The organism is Streptomyces sp. NPDC028910 (assembly GCF_055564955.1).
This window is the reverse complement of sequence record NZ_JBVHVF010000002.1, coordinates 135,601-154,452: the sequence shown is the minus strand read 5'-3', so window position 1 is coordinate 154,452 and position 18,852 is coordinate 135,601. Positions and strand designations below refer to the sequence as shown.

Genomic DNA, 18,852 nt, shown 5'->3' with positions numbered 1-18,852 from the left:
CGACGGTGGCGCGATGTCCTACTGTCTGGCCGAGGGCGCCGCAGCGCTGGCCAGCCCGGCATGGGGCGCCGCACCGCCGCCGTGGGCCCCGGGACGACGCGAGGAGACGCACACCATGACCGACGCCCCAGCAGGCGACGAGGAAGCGGAACGGACCTGGTGCCTGGCCGAGGTCGACATCTTCTGCGACCTGTCCGAGCAGGAGATGGAAGCCATCGCCGCCGCGGCGCCGATGAAGAGCTACCACGCGGGCGAGATCCTCTACTCGCCCACCCAGCCGTCCGAGGTGCTGTTCATCCTCAAAAAGGGCCGGGTCCGCGTCTTCCGGGTCTCCGCCGACGGCCGGGCCCTCACCACCGCCATCGTCTCCCCGGGCACCATCTTCGGCGAGATGGTCCTGCTCGGCCAGCACATGTACGACAACTACGCCGAAGCCCTCGACGACACCGTCGTCTGTGTGATGAGCCGCTCCGACGTCAACCGGTTCCTGCTGACCGATGCCCGCATCGCCGCCCGGATCACCGCGATCCTCGGCCGCCGCCTCGCAGACCTCGAACAACGCCTGTCCGACAGCGTCTTCAAGACCGTCGCCCAGCGCATCGCCACCACCCTGACCACCCTCACCAGCGCCCAGCCCCCGGCGAGCCCGCTGCGGCCGGTCGGACGCCACCCGCAGATCGCCCTCACGCACGAACAGCTCGCCGCCCTCGCCGGTACCTCCCGCGAGACGTGCACCAAGGTGCTGCGCGACTACGCCGACCACGGCCTGCTCCGGCTCGCCCGCGGACGCATCACCGTCCTCGACCCCGAACGGCTCAAAGACGCCGCAGGCTGACGTCACCGAACCGCAGGACCACAACCCACTGAGCAAGATCCGCATGGTCACGGGCCGGGCATCCGCAGCACCGCCGCTCCACGGACCCTGCCGGCCGCGAGGTCGTCCAGCGCGGTGTCGGCGTGGGTGAAGTCGTACACCGTAAGCGTCGGCTGAAGGCGGTGTTCGGCGGCTGCCGTGAGGAATGCGCGCCCGTCCCTGCGGGTGTTGGCGGTGGTGCTGCGGACGGTGCGTTCGCGGAAGAGGTGCTTCTGGTAGTTCAGCGGCGGGACGTCGGTGAGGTGGATGCCGGCGATGCTCAGCGTTCCCCCACTGTCCAGTGCTTCCAGAGCCAGGGGGACGAGGGCGCCGTCGGGGGCGAAGAGGATGGCGGAGTCCAGCGGTTCGGGCGGGCCCGTGCGGGCGTCGCCCGCCGAGGCGGCGCCGAGCTCCAGGGCGAGCGCCTGGGCGGCCGGGGAGCGGGTGAGTACGTGCACGGTCGCGCCCTGCGCGATGGCGAGCTGGGCGGTGAGGTGGGCTGAGGCGCCGAACCCGTAGATGCCGAGCCGGCCGCGCTCGGGCAGGTCGGCGCGGCGCAGGGCCCGGTATCCGATGATGCCCGCGCACAGCAGCGGAGCCAGCGCCTCGGCTTCGTATCCGCTCGGCGCCTCGTAGGCGTACGGCGCGGGCACGGTCGCGTATTCGGCGTAGCCGCCGTGCGCGTCCCAGCCGGTGTAGAGGGACGAAGGGCAGAGGTTCTCCTGGCCTCGCTCGCAGTACCGGCACCCACCACACGTGCCGCGCAGCCAGGGGATGCCGACCCGCGAGCCGAGGGCCGGCCCTGTGACCTCGCCGCCGGTCGCGACGACGTCGCCGACGGCCTCATGGCCGGGCACGACCTGTTCCCGGTGCGGAGACAGGTCGCCGTCGCGGACGTGGAGATCGGTACGGCACACCCCGCACGCGCGCACCCGCACCAGCAGCTCGTCCGGCGCCGGCACCGGGACGGGAAGCTCCGCCATCTCCGTCGTACCCGGGTGGGCCGACGAGGCGATCCAGGCCCGCATGGTCTTCGGAATCCGGGCATCCACCTTCGGTCCTCCCTACCTCCGCCGTCGACCTCGGATCCAGCGTGCCTCCAGGAGCCGGCGCTGCGCCTAGTGCTGTGACCGGAAAGGTTCACCGGGTCACGGCCCCCGGCACGGCACCTCGCGGCGTTGTCGGACCGCGCAAGTACGTCCAGTACGAGCCGCGGTCCTCCGCCTTGCGATGCTTCCCCTAGGCCCTGCGGGCCTGGGGAGACCCCATGCACCGGACGCCGCGACCCGGCAAACCTTTCCGGCCACAGCACTAGCTCCCTGGTGGGCGCGTTCCCGGACCGCGCAAAAGCATGCAGGAACACTGCGCAGCGCATGCGCCGCAGCCACCGCTGGGGTCCGCCCGCTCACCCGCTCACCCGCCCGCCCGCGGGCGGCCGGCCGTCAGTTGCGGACGGGCTCGTTCCGGGTGGCGGTGATCAGCCAGGAGCTGCTGCGCAGCCACACCGCTCCGGTCGTTTCGTAGGCGCGCAGGGCGTTGGTCAGTGCCAGGCGTGCCTCGGCCCGGGTCTCCGGGCTCACCTGGTCGAGCAGGTGGCGTCCGGGGCCGGAATCCAGCAGGAACGCGGCAGCGTCCTGCGCGTCCGGTCCCCAGTTTCCGGGGACCTCGACGCGCCGCACGTCCACATCGGTGAACCCGCTCGCCGTGAGCAGGGCGCGGATGCGGGCGGGGTCGGTGAGCGAGAACATGCCGGGCGCGCCGGGCTTGCCGAAGCCGCCGAGCGGCAGGATGCCGTCGAGGGAGGCCAGCGCCCGGAGCCATTCGTTGGCCTCGGCTTCGGCCGCGCAGATGAAGGCCAGCCGGCCGCCGGGGCGCAGCGCGCGGTGGAAGTTGGTGAACGCGGCGGTGGGGTCGGTGAAGAAGGTGATGCCGTAGCGGCTGATGACCGCGTCGAAGGCCTCGGCCTCGAAGGGGTGGACCTGGGCGTCGCCCTGGACGAAGGAGACGTTCTCCACGCCTTCGCGCAGGGCGCTGTGGCGGGCCCTTTCCAGCATGGGGCCCGACAGGTCCAGGCCGAGTGCCCGGCCCCGGGCCGTGCGCCGGGCCGCGAGGCGGGTGGTGCGGCCCGCGCCGCAGCCGATGTCCAGCACGTGATTGGCTTCCGAGACGGCCGCGGCCTCCAGGAGGGGCTGGTTGAAGCCGTCGTTGATGGCGTCCCAGCGTTCCTGGTTACGGGCCCACTGCTCGCCCTCGTAGCCGTTCCACGCCTCGGCCTGTGCGGTGTTGGCGAGTTGATCCATGGGTGAACTCCCTCCCACCGGGGCGCAGTAGGGCGCCCCGGCCCTAGTATGGGCAAGTGCCCAAACAGTATGGGCGAGTGCCCGTACTTGCAACAGGCTTGAGGAAAGGGGCTGTTGTGTCACCTCGTGGAGTGGCGATTCCCGACTTGCGCGAACGGCTGTTCGCGGCCGCCGAGCGGGTGGTGGCCCGCGACGGCGCGGCGGCCCTGACCAGCCGCGCGATCACCGCGGAGGCGGACTGCGGCAAGGGGGTCCTGCACGCGCACTTCGCCGGTCTGGACGAGTTCGTCGCCGAGCTGGTCCTGGACCGGTTCGCGCGCAGCGCCCGCCAGGCCGAGGGGCTGGAGGCGCGGGTGGGGCGGGCCACGGTGGCGGCCAATCTCCAGGACGTCGTCCTCGCCCTGCTGGAGGCCCTGCCCCCGGCGGTGGTGGGGCTGGCGATGACCCGCCCGGCAGCCGCGCTGCACACCAGGGAGGGCTTCCAGGCCGGCGCGCCCGCGTTCGACGCGATCCAGCAGGCCTTCACGGTCTACCTGCGGGCGGAGCAGCGGGACGGCCGGCTGGCGGCGAACGCCGATAGCGCGACCATCGCGCTCGCGCTCGTCGGGACCGTCCATCACCTGCTGATGACGCGCGTTCCCGGCCGGAGCGAGGAGCCGGCGGCGATCACGGGGCGGCTGCTGGCCGTGCTGCTGGGCAGCCCCGAGCGGTCGCCGGTCGCGTAGGGGGTGGCCGGCTGCGCGGCCCGCGGTGTCCGCGGGTCGCGCAGCCGGCTGTGCGCGGGATCGGCGCCGGTCAGGCGGCCACTGCCCGACGTTCCCCCTCGACCTGCCCGGGCGACAGCCGGCCGGTGCGGTGCAACGCGTGGAGCGCGGCCGCGCAGGTGAGGCCGAGCAGGAAGAGCGCCACCCAGGGCAACGCCGGCACTCCTGCCTTCCGGGCCGCGTCCAGCGCCATGCCCGTCAGGAGATTGCCGACCGTGATGCCGATTCCGCAGATGGTGTTGTAGAGGCCGTAATGCGTCGCCACGAGACGGTTGCCGGCAAGGCGCACGATCGTGTCCATCTCGAAGGGGTAGGCGATCATCGTGCCGACCGCCAGCAGCAGCGCCGCCAGGGCCGGTGGGAGTCCGGCCAGGAGCCACAGACCCACCCCGCTGTCCGGCACCGGCACCGCCGAGGCCGCGAGGAGGGGGACGAAGGCCGCCCCCATCGTCAGCAGTCCCCAGGTGAGCGCACGGCCCGGTGCCATCCGGTCCCTGCACCAGGCCGTGACCTTGGTCTGCAAGACGATCGTGCTCAGCCCGGAGACGGCGAACAGGACGGCCACCGCGGCGGCAGCGAACGTTCCTTCGCCGCCCAACCGCCTGACCTCCAGCGGGAGGGACAGGTAGACCTGGAAGGACATGACGTACGAGCCGATCATGGCCAGGGAGAACAGCAGGAACGGACGGTTCCTGAACATCCCCCGCCACTGCCGCAGGACGCCCTCGGGTTCCCCTCCCGCCGTGTCGGTGCGTTCGGCGTGACGGGCGGGCAGGACCCGGATCTGGACGATGCTCAGGATCGCGAAGATCCCCGCCGCCACCAGGCAGGTGAGGCCGAAGTCCACGCCGGTCAGCACCATGCCGACCAGCGGCCCAAGCAGGATGCCCGCCTGGTAGAAGACGTTGAACAGGGCGAACGCCTCGACGCGGCGCTCGCCCGCGTCAGCCGCCAGGTACGCCCGGGTGGCCGGGTTGAACAGGGCCCCCGCCAGGCCCGTGGCCGCCGACGCGGCCAGCAGCGCGGGCACCGACTCGACCAGACCGAGCGTGGCGAACCCGATGACGCGCAGCACCAGCCCCGCGATGATCATCGGCTTGTAGCCGAGGCGGTCACCCAGGGTCCCCCCGATGAGGAACATGCCCTGCTGACTGAAGTTGCGCACACCGAGGATCAGCCCGACGAGCCAGCCCGCGAGGCCGAGCGGCCCGGCCAGGTGTGCGGCCAGGTAGGGCATCAGCATGTAGAAGCCCAGGTTGATGGTGAACTGGTTGACCATCAGCAGCTGGACGCTGCTCTCGTACGAGCGGACCTGCTGGATCGTGTCCTTCACCGGGCCCGCCCCGGTGCGTCGGTCGCGCCGGAGGCGTCGTCGTCCGTGGCGTCCCCTAGGAGGGTGAGGGGGTCGACGACGGTGGTGCACCGGGTCCAGCGGGTGACCTCCTTCTCGTCCAGGCTGCCGATCAGGTCCGGCTCCGGCGCCGGCGGCGAGTCGAGCAGGCCGTGGGCCGCGCAGTAGCCGTCGTCGTAGACCGTGCCGAGGTACCGCTGGGGGCCGTCGGGGAAGACGGCCGCGATGCGCGCGTCCTCGGGAAGCGACCGGGCGAGCCAGCCGGCGACCAGCGCGACCGCTCCGACGCTCCATCCGCCCGTGGCGTAGTGGGAGCCGGCCAGCAGGCGGCAGGTCCACACGGCTTCGGCGGGGGAGACCCAGTGCACTTCGCTGAAATGGTCGTAGGCCACGTTGCGGGGGTAGATGCTCGACCCCAGCCCGCGCATCAGCCTCGGCCGGGCGGGTTGCCCGAAGATCGTCGAGCCGATGGTGTCCACTCCCACGAGTGTCAGGTCCGGGTAGAGCTGGCGCAGCACCCGCGAGATTCCGGCGGAGTGACCGCCCGTACCGACGCTGCACACGAGTACGTCGATGTGCCGCAGCGCGGTGGCCAGTTCGAGGGCGAGCGGTGTGTAGGCGCTGGTGTTGTCGGGGTTGTTGTACTGGTCCGGGCACCAGGAGTCCGGATGCCGGGTCATGAGCTGCTGCACGCGCTCGCGGCGCGCCTGCTGCCAGCCGCCGGTCGGGTGCGGCTCGGAGACCACGTTGACCCGGGCGCCGTACGCGACCAGCAGCCTGGTCATGGACGGTTCGAGGCCCGGGTCGGTGACGAGGGTGACCGGATGCCCGTAGACCATGCCCGCCAGCGCGAGGCCCAGGCCCAGGGTTCCGCTCGTGGACTCGATGATCCGGGCGCCCGGCTTGAGGTCGCCGCGGGCGCGCGCCCGTTCGACCATGTGCAGGCCGGGACGGTCCTTGATGCCGCCGGGGTTGAAGCCCTCCAGCTTCGCCCAGAAGCCGCGTCCCGCCGGCGCGAGCGGTTCGGAGATGCGCAGCAGCGGGGTGTTGCCCACCAGCTCTGACAGGGCGGTGCGGCCGGTGGCGGACGTGTCGGTGCTCGAAGAATGCATGGCTGTGCCTTCGTTCGTGGTGGCGTCGACGACTCGCTGGGAAGGCATGCCGTGGCCGGCGGGCACGGAACGGGGGTTCAGGCCCGGAGGACGGCATGCGGCAGCCGCGTGCGGCTGCGGGACGAGCGGTCTAGATCCGCCACCGGCACACGCAGGCCAGCGTCGAGCGACCGGTACGGGCTATGGACGATCGACCGGATCCGGATCCGGGCACGACCGAGCCCGCCGGCTCGACCCGCAGCGCCCCGGGCTCCGGGGCGAGCACGGCCGCGGTCGCTTCCGCCGGTCGCTGCGCCGTGTTTGAGACCCAGGGGACCAGGAGACAGGGCGAAACGCAGGCGGAGCCGTGATCGTGCCGAGGAGGGTCCGCAGGCCCCGGCTCGTCGGAGGGGTCCTCGTACCCGGCCGGCGAGTCCTGAGCGGACAGGGAAAGGTGCTGGTGACCGTCGTTGGCGAGGTACGACGAACAGTGGACGGCAGCCAGCAGCAACACGCTCAACGCACATGCGAGCAGGGCGCTCGGCCAGGACGGAACCCGGCGAGCGCAGAAGCGTGGCGGGGGCAGCAGGCGTGGTGGCACAGGTCCTCCGTGCGGCAGTCACTTCCTCGGCCGATGGACGGAGAAGTGACGTGGGCGGGCACGCGCGGGGCCGGGGGATTCGAGCGCCAGAGGCCGAGACGGTTGAACATATCGCCGTCTTGTGGGCACATCCGGGAATTCCGCAGCGCGTGGGGTGTCGACGGTCGACGGTCGACGGGCGGCGTCGACGCCTACACCTGAAGGACGGCCGGGGATCTGAGGTGCGCCGAGGGCGCGGCGGGGGATCGCTCGACCTGTTGGGCCGGTCGCGCACGCCAGGGGGTGGCCGCGGAGGTCCGTCCCTCGTCCAGCGCCTCGGTGGGGGTGGGCCTGCCCGCCGTGCACGACGGCGCGCTCGAGCGGCGCACACCCTCGGTCGTGGCGTGGCCCTCGCCCCGGGAACAGCCCGCGGCGGACGCAGTCGTCCGGTCTGCCGCATCCGCCAGGGAGGCGGTGACGACCGGCGCGGTGGCTCCCACCGCGTGGGCCGGCAACGAGCAGCACACGCCCACGAGGGCGAGAAGGAGGAGGGTCAGCCCGGCAGTGAGCAGCCGACGTCCCTCGGAAGGAGTCGACTGGCCGCTGGAGCGCGACCGAGCTGTCATCACGCCGTGATCGTAGCCAGCGTCCTACCGGTCCGGGGGCACTTTGCGAAAGAGCGTGCGATCCAACTGGCCGTCTCCGCAAGGGCTGTAGGAAGCGATGAGTCGGCAAGGGTGCACCGATCCGGTGCGGCGTGCGACCGAGGAAAACTCTGGCGAAATACCCCCGGGGGGTATATGGTTCGAGCTCGTGGGGCCACGGGGCCCGCTCTGGCACGAAGCGAGGAAGAGGCGAGACATGGACCACTCCGCTCACGCTCACCGCACGGAAGCGTCCGCGCACGACCACGCGGGCCACGCCGCCGGGCACGCCGGGCACGGCGGCCACGCGGGACATGCCGGCCACGCTGGAGACCAGCACCATCCCGGACACGAGCACCACGCGGAGCACTCTCACGCCGGCGGCGGGACCACGTGGGCGATGGCCGCGATGCTACGACGCGGACGTCACCCGAGCCCTGCTCACCGCCTGCGCGGTCGCCTGCAAGGCCTGCGGCGACGCATGCGCCACCCACGCCGACGTGCACGAACACTGCCGCCTCTGCGCGGAAGCCTGCCGTTCCTGTGGGGAGGCGTGCAACGACCTGATGGCCTCGTCGGCTGACGCCGTCGGCGACGCGACCGCGGGCATCGGGGGCCAGGCACATCCCGGATTCGTCAGGCCCCGCGAAGGGCCGCGCCGGTGTCCCGAGCGGGCCGCATTCCCCGGATGCGGCTAGCCTGAGATTGCAGTAACAAGCACGATCGGAGGACCAAATGATCGTCCTCGGCATCATTCTGCTCGTCATCGGCTACGTGGTCGGCATCAACATCTTGTGGACCATCGGGATCATCCTCGTCGTGATCGGCGCCATTCTGTGGATCCTGGGATCGCTCGGCCGTGAGGTCGGCGGGCGTCGTCACTACTGGTAGCGCGCGGACGCCGACGTGTGCGGTGGGTAGGCGCACGGCTGGAGGGCCGGTGCGGTGACGCGCGCCGACTGGCTGCTGGTGGCCGGCGAGCGCGGCAACACCGCGACGCGCCTGGACGAGCGCCGCCCGGACGGGACGGCGTGGTCCCAGGGCAATCTCGTACGGCCCCTGGTCCACGGCGCCACGTACTTCGCGGAACTCCTCGCTGCCATCCGCGCGATGCGCGCGGGCGACCTGCTCCTGTTCACGGACTGGCGCGGCGACCCTGACGAGCGGCTCGGCGGGCCCGGCACGGAGATCGGCACGGTGCTGTGCCGGGCGGCCGAGCGCGGAGTCATCGTCAAGGGGTTGCTGTGGCGCTCCCACCTGGACCGCTTCCACTACAGCGAAGAGGAGAACCGCCACCTCGGCGAGGAGATCGAGGAGGCGGGGGGCGAGTGCCTGCTCGACATGCGGGTGCGGCCCGGCGGATCCCACCACCAGAAGCTGCTGGTGCTGCGCCACCCGGGCCGCCCGGAGCTGGACGTCGCCTACGTCGGCGGCATCGACCTCTGCCACAACCGCAACGACGACGCCGAGCATCGCGGCGACCGACGGTCGATGCCCCTGGCCCCGGCCTACGGGCCGCACCCGCCGTGGCACGACCTTCAGCTCGCCCTTCGCGGACCGGCCGTCGGCGACGTCGAAGCCGTCTTCCGCGAACGGTGGGATGATCCCTCGCCGCTCAGCCGCAGCCCCCTCGCCCGCATGCGGGCGCTGATCCACCACGACGACACCAGCGCGGCCGGCCTGCCACCGCAGGCGCCCGATCCCGCGCCCCGCGGCACGCACACCGTCCAGCTGCTGCGGACCTATCCGAACCGACTGCTGCGCGGCTACCCCTTCGCCCCCGACGGCGAGCGCAGCATCGCCCGGGGGTACCGCAAAGCGCTACGGCGGGCCCGGGCGCTGATCTACCTGGAGGACCAGTACCTGTGGTCGCCCCGCGTGGTGACCTGCTTCGCCCTGGCCCTGCGCAGGCATCCGGGGCTGCGGCTGATCGCCGTCGTCCCCTCCGTCCCGGAGGAGGCCGGCCGGCTCACCCTGCCCATGAACCTGATCGGGCGGATCACGGCGCTGGACGAGCTGCGCCGCGCCGGCGGCGACCGCGTCGCGGTGTACGGCCTGGAGAACCATGCCGGAACCCCCGTCTACGTGCACGCCAAGGTGTGCGTCATCGACGACGTGTGGGCCTCCGTCGGCTCCGACAACATCAACCTGCGTTCATGGACCCACGACTCCGAACTCAGCTGCGCCGTGTACGACGAGAGTCCGGACCCGCGGCCGCCGCGCGACCCGGGAGGACTCGGCGACGGCGCGCGGGCCTTCGCCCGGGAGCTGCGCCTGGACCTCATGCGCGAGCACCTGGACGCGCAGGGTGCGGCGGGGCAGCGGGCGGCCGACGCGCTGTGCGACCCCGTGGCCGCTTTCGAGGCCTTCGCGCGGACGGCGGCCGCCCTCGACGCCTGGCACGAGGGCGGCCGCCGCGGGCCACGGCCCCCGGGTCGTCTGCGGCGCTACGTTCCGCCGGACCTCCCCGTGACGCAGCGGGTGCTCGCGACACCTCTGCACCACATCCTGGTGGATCCGGACGGCCGCCCGCTGCGGTTGCGGCTCCGCAACGAATTCTGACGAGTTCTCAGGGCAAATCGCCATAGAACGGGACACTCTCGCGTCGCATATCGCCCGATCCCCCTCCCGGTGGGGCCGCTTAAGTGGCCCAAGAGGCGGGGGGTTAGCATATGAGCACCGCCTAGCTCGAAAGATAATCCTGTGACTGTCAATGAGGACTCGTTCACCAGCTGGAAGAACCGCGAAGAGATCGCGGAGTCGATGATCCCGATCATCGGGAAGCTGCACCGGGAGCGGGACGTCACGATCCTGCTCCACAGTCGTTCCTTGGTGAACAAGTCGGTGGTCAGCATCCTCAAGACCCACCGATTCGCCCGGCAGATCGACGGTGAGGAGCTCTCGGTCACCGAGACGCTGCCGTTCCTGCAGGTTCTCACCACGCTCGATCTCGGCCCGTCCCAGATCGACATCGGCATGCTCGCCGCGACGTACAAGACCGACGACCGCGGCCTCTCCGTCGAGGAGTTCACCGCCGAGGCCGTCGTCGGTGCCACGGGCGCCAACAAGATCGAGCGGCGCGAGGGGCGCGACGTCGTCCTCTACGGCTTCGGCCGCATCGGCCGCCTCGTCGCCCGCCTGCTCATCGAGAAGGCCGGCTCCGGCAACGGTCTGCGGCTGCGCGCCATCGTCGTCCGCAAGGGCGGCGACCAGGACATCGTCAAGCGCGCTTCGCTGCTGCGCCGCGACTCGATCCACGGCCAGTTCCAGGGCACGATCACCGTCGACGAGGCGAACGGCACGATCGTCGCCAACGGCAACGAGATCAAGGTGATCTACGCCAACGACCCGTCCGAGGTCGACTACACGGCGTACGGCATCAAGGACGCCATCCTCATCGACAACACCGGCAAGTGGCGCGACCGCGAGGGTCTCTCCAAGCACCTGCGCCCCGGTATCGACAAGGTCGTCCTGACCGCACCGGGCAAGGGCGACGTCCCGAACATCGTCCACGGCGTCAACCACGACACGATCAAGCCCGACGAGCAGATCCTGTCCTGCGCGTCCTGCACCACCAACGCGATCGTCCCGCCGCTGAAGGCGATGGACGACGAGTACGGTGTGCTGCGCGGCCACGTGGAGACCGTCCACTCGTTCACCAACGACCAGAACCTTCTGGACAACTACCACAAGGCCGACCGCCGCGGCCGCTCCGCGCCGCTCAACATGGTCATCACCGAGACCGGTGCCGCCTCGGCCGTCGCCAAGGCGCTGCCCGACCTCAAGGCGCCGATCACCGGCAGCTCGATCCGCGTGCCGGTGCCGGACGTCTCGATCGCGATCCTCAGCCTGCGTCTCGGTCGCGAGACCACCCGCGAGGAGGTCCTCGACCACCTCCGCAACGTGTCGCTGAACTCGCCGCTCAAGCGCCAGATCGACTTCACCACCGCACCCGACGCCGTCTCCATGGACTTCGTCGGCTCGCGCCACTCCTCGATCATCGACGCCGGAGCCACGAAGGTCGACGGCGACAACGCGATCCTCTACCTCTGGTACGACAACGAGTTCGGCTACTCCTGCCAGGTCATCCGTGTCGTCCAGCACGTGTCCGGGGTGGAGTACCCGACCTACCCGGTCCCGGCGGTCTGATCCCGGCAGACCGTCCGATCCGCTGTTCCGGCCGGCGGGGGGCGGTGAGGTGCCACGTCGCACCCCACCACCCCCCGCCGGCCGCGTCGTGCCCGGCCCCCCGCCGTACATCGCCGCGAGGTGCCGCCAGACCCGGTGCGCCGCCCCGGGCGCCCGCCGCGAGGACCGCGGCCGAGACGAGGACCCCGAGCACGCAGACCAGGTTCACCCGGTCGGCTCCCCTGCGGTCCACCAGGCGTCCGGCGAACGGCGTGCAGAGCATCGTCGCCGCGCCCACCAGCGCGAGCATTCCCACCGCGTGCGCCCCCAGCCCGTACACCGGGCCCGTGAGGAGCAGCGCCAGGGCAGCCCTCTCGGAGACGAGCTGACCGGCCGGGGCCGGGCGGCATGACGTGCGGCGCCCGCCCTGCGAGGGGCCGGCCACGCGTTCACGCGCTCTCCCGTACCGGCCGCCGCAGGAGGTAGACGGCCGCGGTCGAGACCAGGACGGCCATGCAGGCGATGAACACCAGCCCCGCCCCCTCCAGGCCGATCGGGCCCGACAGGACCCCCACACCGATCACCGGCACCGAGATGCCCGCGTACGCCACCACGAACAGCGTCGAAATCACCGCCGCGCGCCGGTCCACCGGGGACGCCGCGGCCACCGCCGACAGCGCCCCGCGAAACGAGAGCCCCTGCCCGGCCCCGCCGACGAGCGCGCTCGCCACCACCAGCGACAGCAGGTCCCACCGCAGCGCCCCCGCGAGCAGCGCCAGCCCGGCGAAGAGCCCGGCGCAGCCCAGCGGCAGCGACCGCCCCACGCCGACCCGGCCGACCGCCAGCTGCCCGGCGGTCGAGGCGAAGAAGGCCAGCGCGACGACCAGCCCGCTCACGGCGTGGTTGTGCACGTCCAGGGACTGCGCGAGGAACGCCGGGCTGACCGAGGTGAACACGCCGAAGAGCGCGAACCCCACGAACGAGGCGGTCGCCGCGGGCCCGAACACCGCCCGCACCTGTGGGGGCAGGCCGGGCCGCTGGGGCCGTACGGTGCTCAGCGGCCGCCGCTCCCGTACGGTCTCGGCGAGCGCCAGCAGCACGGCGGCCGAAACGGCCACCAGCGCGAGGTGCACGGCGAAGGGCAGGTACAGCGGCCAGACGGCGTACTGCGCGAGCACCCCTGCGAGCAGCGGACCGCAGCCCAGCCCGCCCATGTTGGCGGCCGTCGCCACGAACGTGGCACGGGAGGCGCCGCCGTACGGGGCCAGCTCCATCACGTAGGCCGTGGCGGCCCCGGTGAACAGGCCGGCGGACAGCCCCGACAGCAGCCGCCCCGCGTACAGCCAGCCGAGTCCGGTGGCGCACAGGAAGCAGACGGCGCTGGCCGCCGCGAAGCCCAGGCCCGCGAGCAGCACCGGCCGCCTGCCCACCGCGTCCGAGGCGTTGCCCGCCAGCAGCAGCACACCGATGACCCCGAAGGCGTACACGGCGTAGACGACGGTCACCACCAGCTCGGAGAAACCGAACTTCTCCTGGTAGAGGCCGTAGAGGGGGGTCGGCAGGGTGGTGCCGGCCATGCACACGGCGAACACCGCCCCGCTGAGCGAACACTGGCGCCACCCCCGGCGATCACCGTCCATGCCGCCGACGGTAACCCCCGCGTCCGGCACCGGCGCGGCGGACGGGGCGGGCGGGGCGCGCGCCGTCAGGGGCGACCCGCGTGGAGTTCCAGGGGCCCCGCACCCGTGGCGCGGGCCCTGAGGCAGGCGGTGATCTGGCGGCGCAGGGCGGGTTTGACCAGGGCGGGGAGCTCCGCGGGGGTGACGGTGCGCCACTGGAGGAGCTCGGTCCGGTCCAGCCGGATCCGGGCGAGGGCGGGAGCGTCGAGGAAGCCGCCGTCGTAGAGGAAGCGGATGCGGGCCGGACGGCCCGGCTTGTGGGACCAGTTCACGGCGAGCAGGCGGCCGGGGGCGAGGTCGAGGCCCAGTTCCTCGCGGACCTCCCGCCGGGCGGCGGCGCGCGGGGTCTCACCGAGGTCGCTGTCGATGCCGCCGCCGGGCAGGTGCCAGCGGTCGGTCCTGCCGTACGCGGGCTGCACCAGCAGGACCCGGCCGTCGGCGGCGGTGAACACCACGCTCGCCGCCGTCACGGCCTTGGGGCGGTTGGCCCGGTGGCTGGCCGCGTCGAGGGCGCCCGCGTGCGCCAGGGCGGCGCGCCGGGCCGGGTCCAGTCCGGCCGGGGAGCCTGGCTGGGGCACACCGTCGACGAGGTGGGCGAAGGAGCCGGTGTGCAGGGCGGCCAGCGCGGCGCGCAGCCGGGGCGCGATGCGGTCGGGCAGGACTTCGCATGCCTCGTCCGGCCGCAGCCAGCGCGCCTCGGTGATCTCGCCGTCCGGGAAGGAGATCGCCGCGGCCTGCCGCGGTGTCAGCGGGCCGACGAGGTGGACGTGCACGATCAGGGAGCGGCCGAGCGGGCCGGGCGGCCGGGAGTCCACCGCCAGCAGTCGGCCGACCGGCAGGCCGAGGTCGAGCTCCTCCTTCAGCTCGCGCGCCAGCCCCTCCTCAGGGGTCTCGGTGTCCTCGACCGTGCCGCCCGGAAGCTCAAGGTCCTCCTTGTACGAGGTGGTGAGTACGAGGACCCGCCCGCGCGTGTCCAGCACGATCCCGGTGGCCGCCACGAGCGGCGACGGCTGGGCGGCGTAGTACGCGCGGACCGCGTCGGGGGAGGGGCGGCGGTCGGGCACGGCGGGCTCCCAGGAGGTGCGGTCCGGTTCGTCAGGCACGGGCCAGCAGCATGCCGCCCATCGTGACCATCGTCGCCGCGACGAGCCCGTCCAGCACCCGCCAGGCCGAGGGGCGGGCGAGGAGGCCGCTCAACAGCCGTGCCCCGTAGCCCAGGCTGGCGAACCAGGTCAGGCTGGCCAGACCGGCCCCGATGCCGAAGGCCCAGCGCAGGTCGCCGCGGTCGGCGGCGAGGGAACCGACGAGCAGGACGGTGTCCAGGTACACGTGCGGGTTGAGCCAGGTCATGGCCAGACAGGTCAGTACGGCCCGGCGGGCGGAGCCGGGGGCGGCCTCCTGCGCCGCTCCCCCGGCGGTGAGGGCGGCGCCCGGAGCGGGCCGCAGCACCCGGCGGGCGGCCAGGACCCCGTAGCAGATCAGGAACCCGCCCCCGGCCACCCCGACCACGGTCAGGGCGGCCGGCCAGGCGGTGACGAAGGCGCCGACACCGGCGACGCCGAGGGCGATGAGGAGCGCGTCGGAGAGGGCGCAGATGGCGACCACGGCGAGGACCGCGTGGCGGCGCGCGCCCTGGCGGAGGACGAAGGCGTTCTGGGCGCCGATGGCGACGATGAGGGAGAGTCCGGTGCCGAAGCCGGCGAGGGACGCGGTGATGATGCCGTGGTTCATGACGTCGACCGTAGGCAGCGGCCGTCTTTCAGTACAGCTAAAGATTTTTACGTACCATTAGCACTTGTGATGGACGAGCTTCCTCTGGACCAGGTACGCACGCTGCTCGCGGTGGTGGACGAGGGCACCTTCGACGCGGCGGCGGCCGCCCTGCACGTGACCCCCTCGGCGGTCAGCCAGCGGGTCAAGGCACTGGAGCAGCGGACCGGGCGGGTGCTGCTGATGCGGACCAAGCCGGTGCGGGCGACGGAGTCGGGGGAGGTGGTGATCCGCTTCGCCCGGCAGCTGGCCCGGCTGGAGCGGGACGCCCGGGCCGAGCTGGGGATGGCCGAGGGGATGGGCCCGATGCGGCTGCCGATCGCGGTGAACGCGGATTCCCTCGCCACCTGGTTCCTGCCCGCGCTGACGAGGGTGCCGCAGGATCCGCCGGTCTGCGTCGAACTGCACCGCGAGGACGAGTCTCACACGACGGCGCTGCTGCGGGAGGGCCAGGTGATGGCGGCGGTGACCTCCTCGCCGGACCCGGTGGCGGGGTGCAGCGTACGGATGCTGGGCCTGGCGCGGTACCTGCCGACGGCGAGCCCCGGTTTCGCGGCCCGGTACCTGACGGGGGCGCTGGAACGGGATCTGCGGGAGGCACCGACGATCGTGTTCGACCGGAAGGACGACCTCCAGGACGCGTTCGTGCGGTCGCTGACGCGGGACGCGGTGGCGGGGGCGGGGCCGGTGCGGCACTACGTTCCCACCTCGGAGGGGTTCCGTGACGCGGTGGTCGCGGGGCTGGGATGGGGGCTGGTGCCGGAGCAGCAGGCGAGACCGCTGGTACGGACGGGGGAGCTGGTGCTGCTGGCGCCGCGGCGGCCGCTGGACGTGCCCCTGTACTGGCAGCAGTGGAAACTCGACTCGCCGGCCCTCTCGATGGTGGCGGAGGTGATCGCGGCGGCGGCCGGGGAGGCACTGCGCAGCCCTTCGGCGTGATCGGCCGGGCCTGCGCGGGCAAGATCCGGAAGAGACGGCCTAAGCTGCGGGCCATGGAGTCCTACACGATCGGCCAGGCGGCGCGGCTGCTCGGCGTCAGCGTCGACACGGCCCGGCGCTGGGCGGACGCCGAACGGTTCCCGACCCGCCGGGAGGGCACGCGGCGGATGGTGGACGGGCCCGACCTGGCCGCGTTCTGCGTCGAGGCCGCGCGGGAGGGCGCCGAGGGGGAGGACGCCCCGTACACCTCGGCGCGCAACGCCTTCCCGGGAATCGTCACCGGGGTGAAGCTGGGCACGGTCGACGCCCAGGTGGAGATCCAGGCGGGGCCGCACCGGATCGTGTCGCTGCTGACGCGGGAAGCGGTGGAGGAGCTCGGGCTGGAGGTGGGCGCGCGGGCCACGGCGCGGGTGAAGTCGACGAGCGTGTTCATCGACCGGGCCTGAAACCCGGGGCGCGGACGCCGCGGGCAGGCGCCGCCGGGCCCGCGCGGGGGCGTCCCGGCGGCGATGGCAGACTGGCCGGTGTTCCGCCGAAGGGGAGTACACCGTTGTCCATGTTCAGCAACCTGCGCCGGGCCGTGCGGCGCGGCTACCGGCGGGCCGTCGATCTCAGCCACCCGGCCCGTTCCCCGCTCGGCAGCGCGGTGGTCAACTGTGTGATCTACCGGGAGGGCGTACGGCAGGACGACTGCGCGGAGGTCGCTGAGGCGCTGCGCCGGGTCCGCAAGGCGGGCGAAGGCTTCGTGTGGATCGGCCTGCACGAGCCGGCGCAGTCGGAGCTCGCCGGGCTCGCCGAGCTGTTCGGCCTGCACCCGCTCGCCGTCGAGGACGCCGTGAACGCGCACCAGCGTCCCAAGGTGGAGCGCTACGACGACACGCTGTTCTCCGTCTTCAAGACCGTGCGCTACGTGGAGCACGAGGAGCTGACCGCGACCAGCGAGGTGGTCGAGACCGGCGAGCTGATGGCCTTCACCGGTGAGGACTTCGTCATCACCATCCGGCACGGCGGCCGCGGCACCCTCGGCCCGGTCCGCGAGGAGCTGGAAGCAGTCCCGGACCAACTGGCCAAGGGCCCCGCGGCGGTTCTGCATGCCATGGCCGACCACGTGGTCGACGACTACATGGCCGTGACGGACGCCGTGCAGAACGACATAGACGCCGTCGAGACCGCGGTGTTCAGCGCGGACGGCGGGCGCGGCGACGCCGGCCGGATCTACCAGCTCAAGCGCGAACTCCTCGAACTGCGGCGGGCGGTGGCGCCGCTCGGCCGCCCGCTCCAGCAACTGGCCACGCAGCCGATACCGGTCATCCCGCCGGAGACCCGCGCGTACTTCCGGGACGTGGCCGACCACTTGACCCGGGCCACCGAGCAGATCGGCGCCTACGACAACCTCCTCGACTCCATCCTCCAGGCCCACCTCGCGCAGGTGACCGTCGCCCAGAACGAGGACATGCGCAAGATCACGGCGTGGGCGGCGATCGTCGCCGTCCCGACCATGGTCTGCGGGGTCTACGGCATGAACTTCGACCACATGCCCGAACTGCACTGGACCTACGGCTACCCGCTCGTCCTCGGCGTGATGGCGGTCGCCTGCTTCGTCATCCACCGCGGGTTCCGGCGCAACGGCTGGCTCTGACCCCGCACCTCGCGCATCAGGCTTCGCGCGCACGGGTCTTGAGTCGGCGTCAGTTCTGGTAGTAAAGTTTCCTAACGAAATCGGGATGCCTCAACTACCCCACGGAGGCCTTGTGTTCACCCCCCACCGCAAGATGCTGGCGATCGGCGCCCTGCTCGGCAGCGCGCTCCTCGCCGTGCCCGTCGCCGCGCACGCCACCGCCAACCCCGCCCCTGCCCCCATGGCGGACACCGCGGCGGCAGCGGCCGTAGGACTCGACGATCCGGCGAAGAAGGAGATCGCCATGAAGATCGTCTCCAGTGCGGAGAACTCCTCGCTGGACTGGAAGGCGCAGTACAAGTACATCGAGGACATAGGCGACGGCCGTGGCTACACGGCCGGCATCATCGGCTTCTGTTCCGGTACCGGCGATATGCTCGACCTCGTCGAGTACTACACCCAGGTCAAGCCGGGCAACGTGCTGGCCAAGTACCTCCCCGCCCTGCGGAAGGTCGACGGCAGCGACTCGCACGCCGGACTCGACCCGAACTTCACCAGGGACTGGGCGAAGGCGGCCCAGGACGCCGCGTTCCGCAAGGCCCAGGACCGCGAGCGCGACCGGGTCTACTTCAACCCGTCCGTGAAGCAGGCCAAGTCCGACGGGCTCGGCGTGCTGGGCCAGTTCATCTACTACGACGCCATCGTCATGCACGGCAACGGCACCGACTCCGCCAGCTTCCGCAACATCCGCAAGCGCGCCCTGTCCAAGGCCAAGCCCCCGTCCCAGGGCGGCAACGAGACCGCGTACCTCCACGCCTTCCTCGACGCCCGGGTCTGGGCGATGAAGCAGGAGGAGGCGCACAGCGACACCAGCCGGGTCGACACCGCGCAGCGGGTCTTCCTCAAGAAGGGCAACCTGAACCTCGACACGCCGCTCGACTGGAAGGTCTACGGCGACTCCTTCCACATCGGCTGACGGGCGCGGCGCCGAGCCGCGGTCCGGGACCCGAGCCCCCTCCGGGACCCGGGGCCGCGGTGTCGCGGTGCGGTAACGATGTGGGTAACGATCGGGGCAGCGATCGGGGCCACAAGTGGCCCGGTTGCATGGACGTTTCGGACTTCCCGGGACACGGTG

16 protein-coding genes and 1 pseudogene are annotated in these 18,852 nt (G+C 72.2%); 10 read left to right on the top strand and 7 right to left on the bottom strand.

What is annotated here, in order from left to right; all coding sequences use genetic code 11:
• The first annotated feature begins 13 nt into the window (after positions 1–13).
• Entirely contained in the window at positions 14–835 is an 822-nt protein-coding gene (locus ACZ4TV_RS03375) for a Crp/Fnr family transcriptional regulator (protein ID WP_468130175.1), read from the top strand.
• Between the two features lie 47 nt (positions 836–882).
• On the opposite strand, the gene ACZ4TV_RS03370 is transcribed toward ACZ4TV_RS03375, so the two are convergent.
• Positions 883–1,881, bottom strand: coding sequence for a zinc-dependent alcohol dehydrogenase family protein (locus ACZ4TV_RS03370; protein WP_468130702.1), 999 nt, complete (start codon positions 1,879–1,881; stop codon positions 883–885).
• A 414-nt stretch (positions 1,882–2,295) separates the two neighbouring features.
• Positions 2,296–3,153 carry a class I SAM-dependent methyltransferase gene (locus ACZ4TV_RS03365; RefSeq protein WP_468130173.1) on the bottom strand — a complete coding sequence of 286 codons (858 nt, stop codon included), beginning with the start codon at positions 3,151–3,153 and terminating at the stop codon, positions 2,296–2,298.
• A gap of 116 nt (positions 3,154–3,269) precedes the next feature.
• Between ACZ4TV_RS03365 and ACZ4TV_RS03360 the strand changes: the two genes are divergently transcribed.
• The gene (locus tag ACZ4TV_RS03360; RefSeq protein ID WP_468130171.1) at positions 3,270–3,878 is read left to right on the top strand and encodes a TetR family transcriptional regulator; all 609 of its coding nucleotides are present in this window, start codon (positions 3,270–3,272) and stop codon (positions 3,876–3,878) included.
• Positions 3,879–3,948: 70 nt separating this feature from the next.
• On the opposite strand, the gene ACZ4TV_RS03355 is transcribed toward ACZ4TV_RS03360, so the two are convergent.
• Entirely contained in the window at positions 3,949–5,250 is a 1,302-nt protein-coding gene (locus tag ACZ4TV_RS03355) for an MFS transporter (RefSeq protein ID WP_468130169.1), read from the bottom strand.
• A complete protein-coding gene (locus ACZ4TV_RS03350) occupies positions 5,247–6,380 on the bottom strand; it encodes a PLP-dependent cysteine synthase family protein (protein WP_468130167.1) in 1,134 nt (377 codons plus the stop codon). The genes ACZ4TV_RS03355 and ACZ4TV_RS03350 overlap by 4 nt, the downstream gene beginning before the upstream one ends.
• Before the next feature lie 1,616 nt (positions 6,381–7,996).
• On the opposite strand from ACZ4TV_RS03350, the pseudogene ACZ4TV_RS03345 reads away from it, so the two are divergent.
• The 4 genes and pseudogenes from ACZ4TV_RS03345 to ACZ4TV_RS03330 all read left to right on the top strand — a co-directional run.
• Positions 7,997–8,158: pseudogene (locus ACZ4TV_RS03345) on the top strand (four-helix bundle copper-binding protein); the annotation flags it as partial.
• A 160-nt stretch (positions 8,159–8,318) separates the two neighbouring features.
• Positions 8,319–8,474 carry a DUF6131 family protein gene (locus ACZ4TV_RS03340; protein ID WP_468130165.1) on the top strand — a complete coding sequence of 52 codons (156 nt, stop codon included), beginning with the start codon at positions 8,319–8,321 and terminating at the stop codon, positions 8,472–8,474.
• A gap of 54 nt (positions 8,475–8,528) precedes the next feature.
• Positions 8,529–10,145, top strand: a complete 1,617-nt coding sequence (locus ACZ4TV_RS03335) for a phospholipase D family protein (protein ID WP_468130163.1) — start codon at positions 8,529–8,531, stop codon at positions 10,143–10,145.
• Between the two features lie 141 nt (positions 10,146–10,286).
• Complete coding sequence (locus ACZ4TV_RS03330) at positions 10,287–11,732, top strand: glyceraldehyde-3-phosphate dehydrogenase (protein WP_468130161.1); 1,446 nt, start codon at positions 10,287–10,289, stop codon at positions 11,730–11,732.
• 428 nt (positions 11,733–12,160) lie between these two features.
• On the opposite strand, the gene ACZ4TV_RS03325 is transcribed toward ACZ4TV_RS03330, so the two are convergent.
• The 3 genes from ACZ4TV_RS03325 to ACZ4TV_RS03315 form a co-directional block, all read right to left on the bottom strand.
• The gene (locus ACZ4TV_RS03325) at positions 12,161–13,351 is read right to left on the bottom strand and encodes an MFS transporter (RefSeq protein WP_468130159.1); all 1,191 of its coding nucleotides are present in this window, start codon (positions 13,349–13,351) and stop codon (positions 12,161–12,163) included.
• Positions 13,352–13,416: 65 nt separating this feature from the next.
• A complete protein-coding gene (locus tag ACZ4TV_RS03320) occupies positions 13,417–14,493 on the bottom strand; it encodes an NUDIX domain-containing protein (RefSeq protein ID WP_468130157.1) in 1,077 nt (358 codons plus the stop codon).
• Positions 14,486–15,121 (bottom strand): LysE/ArgO family amino acid transporter, encoded by a 636-nt coding sequence (locus ACZ4TV_RS03315; RefSeq protein ID WP_468130155.1) that lies wholly within the window; start codon positions 15,119–15,121, stop codon positions 14,486–14,488. Before ACZ4TV_RS03315 ends, ACZ4TV_RS03320 begins: the two co-directional genes overlap by 8 nt.
• Before the next feature lie 69 nt (positions 15,122–15,190).
• Here ACZ4TV_RS03315 and ACZ4TV_RS03310 point away from each other — a divergent pair, with 69 nt between their 5' ends.
• From ACZ4TV_RS03310 to ACZ4TV_RS03295, 4 genes are all read left to right on the top strand, one after another.
• Positions 15,191–16,099: a LysR family transcriptional regulator ArgP gene (locus ACZ4TV_RS03310; RefSeq protein WP_468130153.1), complete on the top strand. Its 909-nt coding sequence runs from the start codon at positions 15,191–15,193 to the stop codon at positions 16,097–16,099.
• Between the two features lie 53 nt (positions 16,100–16,152).
• Positions 16,153–16,545 carry a TOBE domain-containing protein gene (locus ACZ4TV_RS03305; protein ID WP_468130151.1) on the top strand — a complete coding sequence of 131 codons (393 nt, stop codon included), beginning with the start codon at positions 16,153–16,155 and terminating at the stop codon, positions 16,543–16,545.
• Positions 16,546–16,655: 110 nt separating this feature from the next.
• Complete coding sequence (corA, locus tag ACZ4TV_RS03300; RefSeq protein WP_468130149.1) at positions 16,656–17,738, top strand: magnesium/cobalt transporter CorA; 1,083 nt, start codon at positions 16,656–16,658, stop codon at positions 17,736–17,738.
• A 133-nt stretch (positions 17,739–17,871) separates the two neighbouring features.
• Positions 17,872–18,693, top strand: coding sequence for a chitosanase (locus tag ACZ4TV_RS03295; protein ID WP_468130700.1), 822 nt, complete (start codon positions 17,872–17,874; stop codon positions 18,691–18,693).
• The last annotated feature ends 159 nt before the right edge of the window (positions 18,694–18,852 follow it).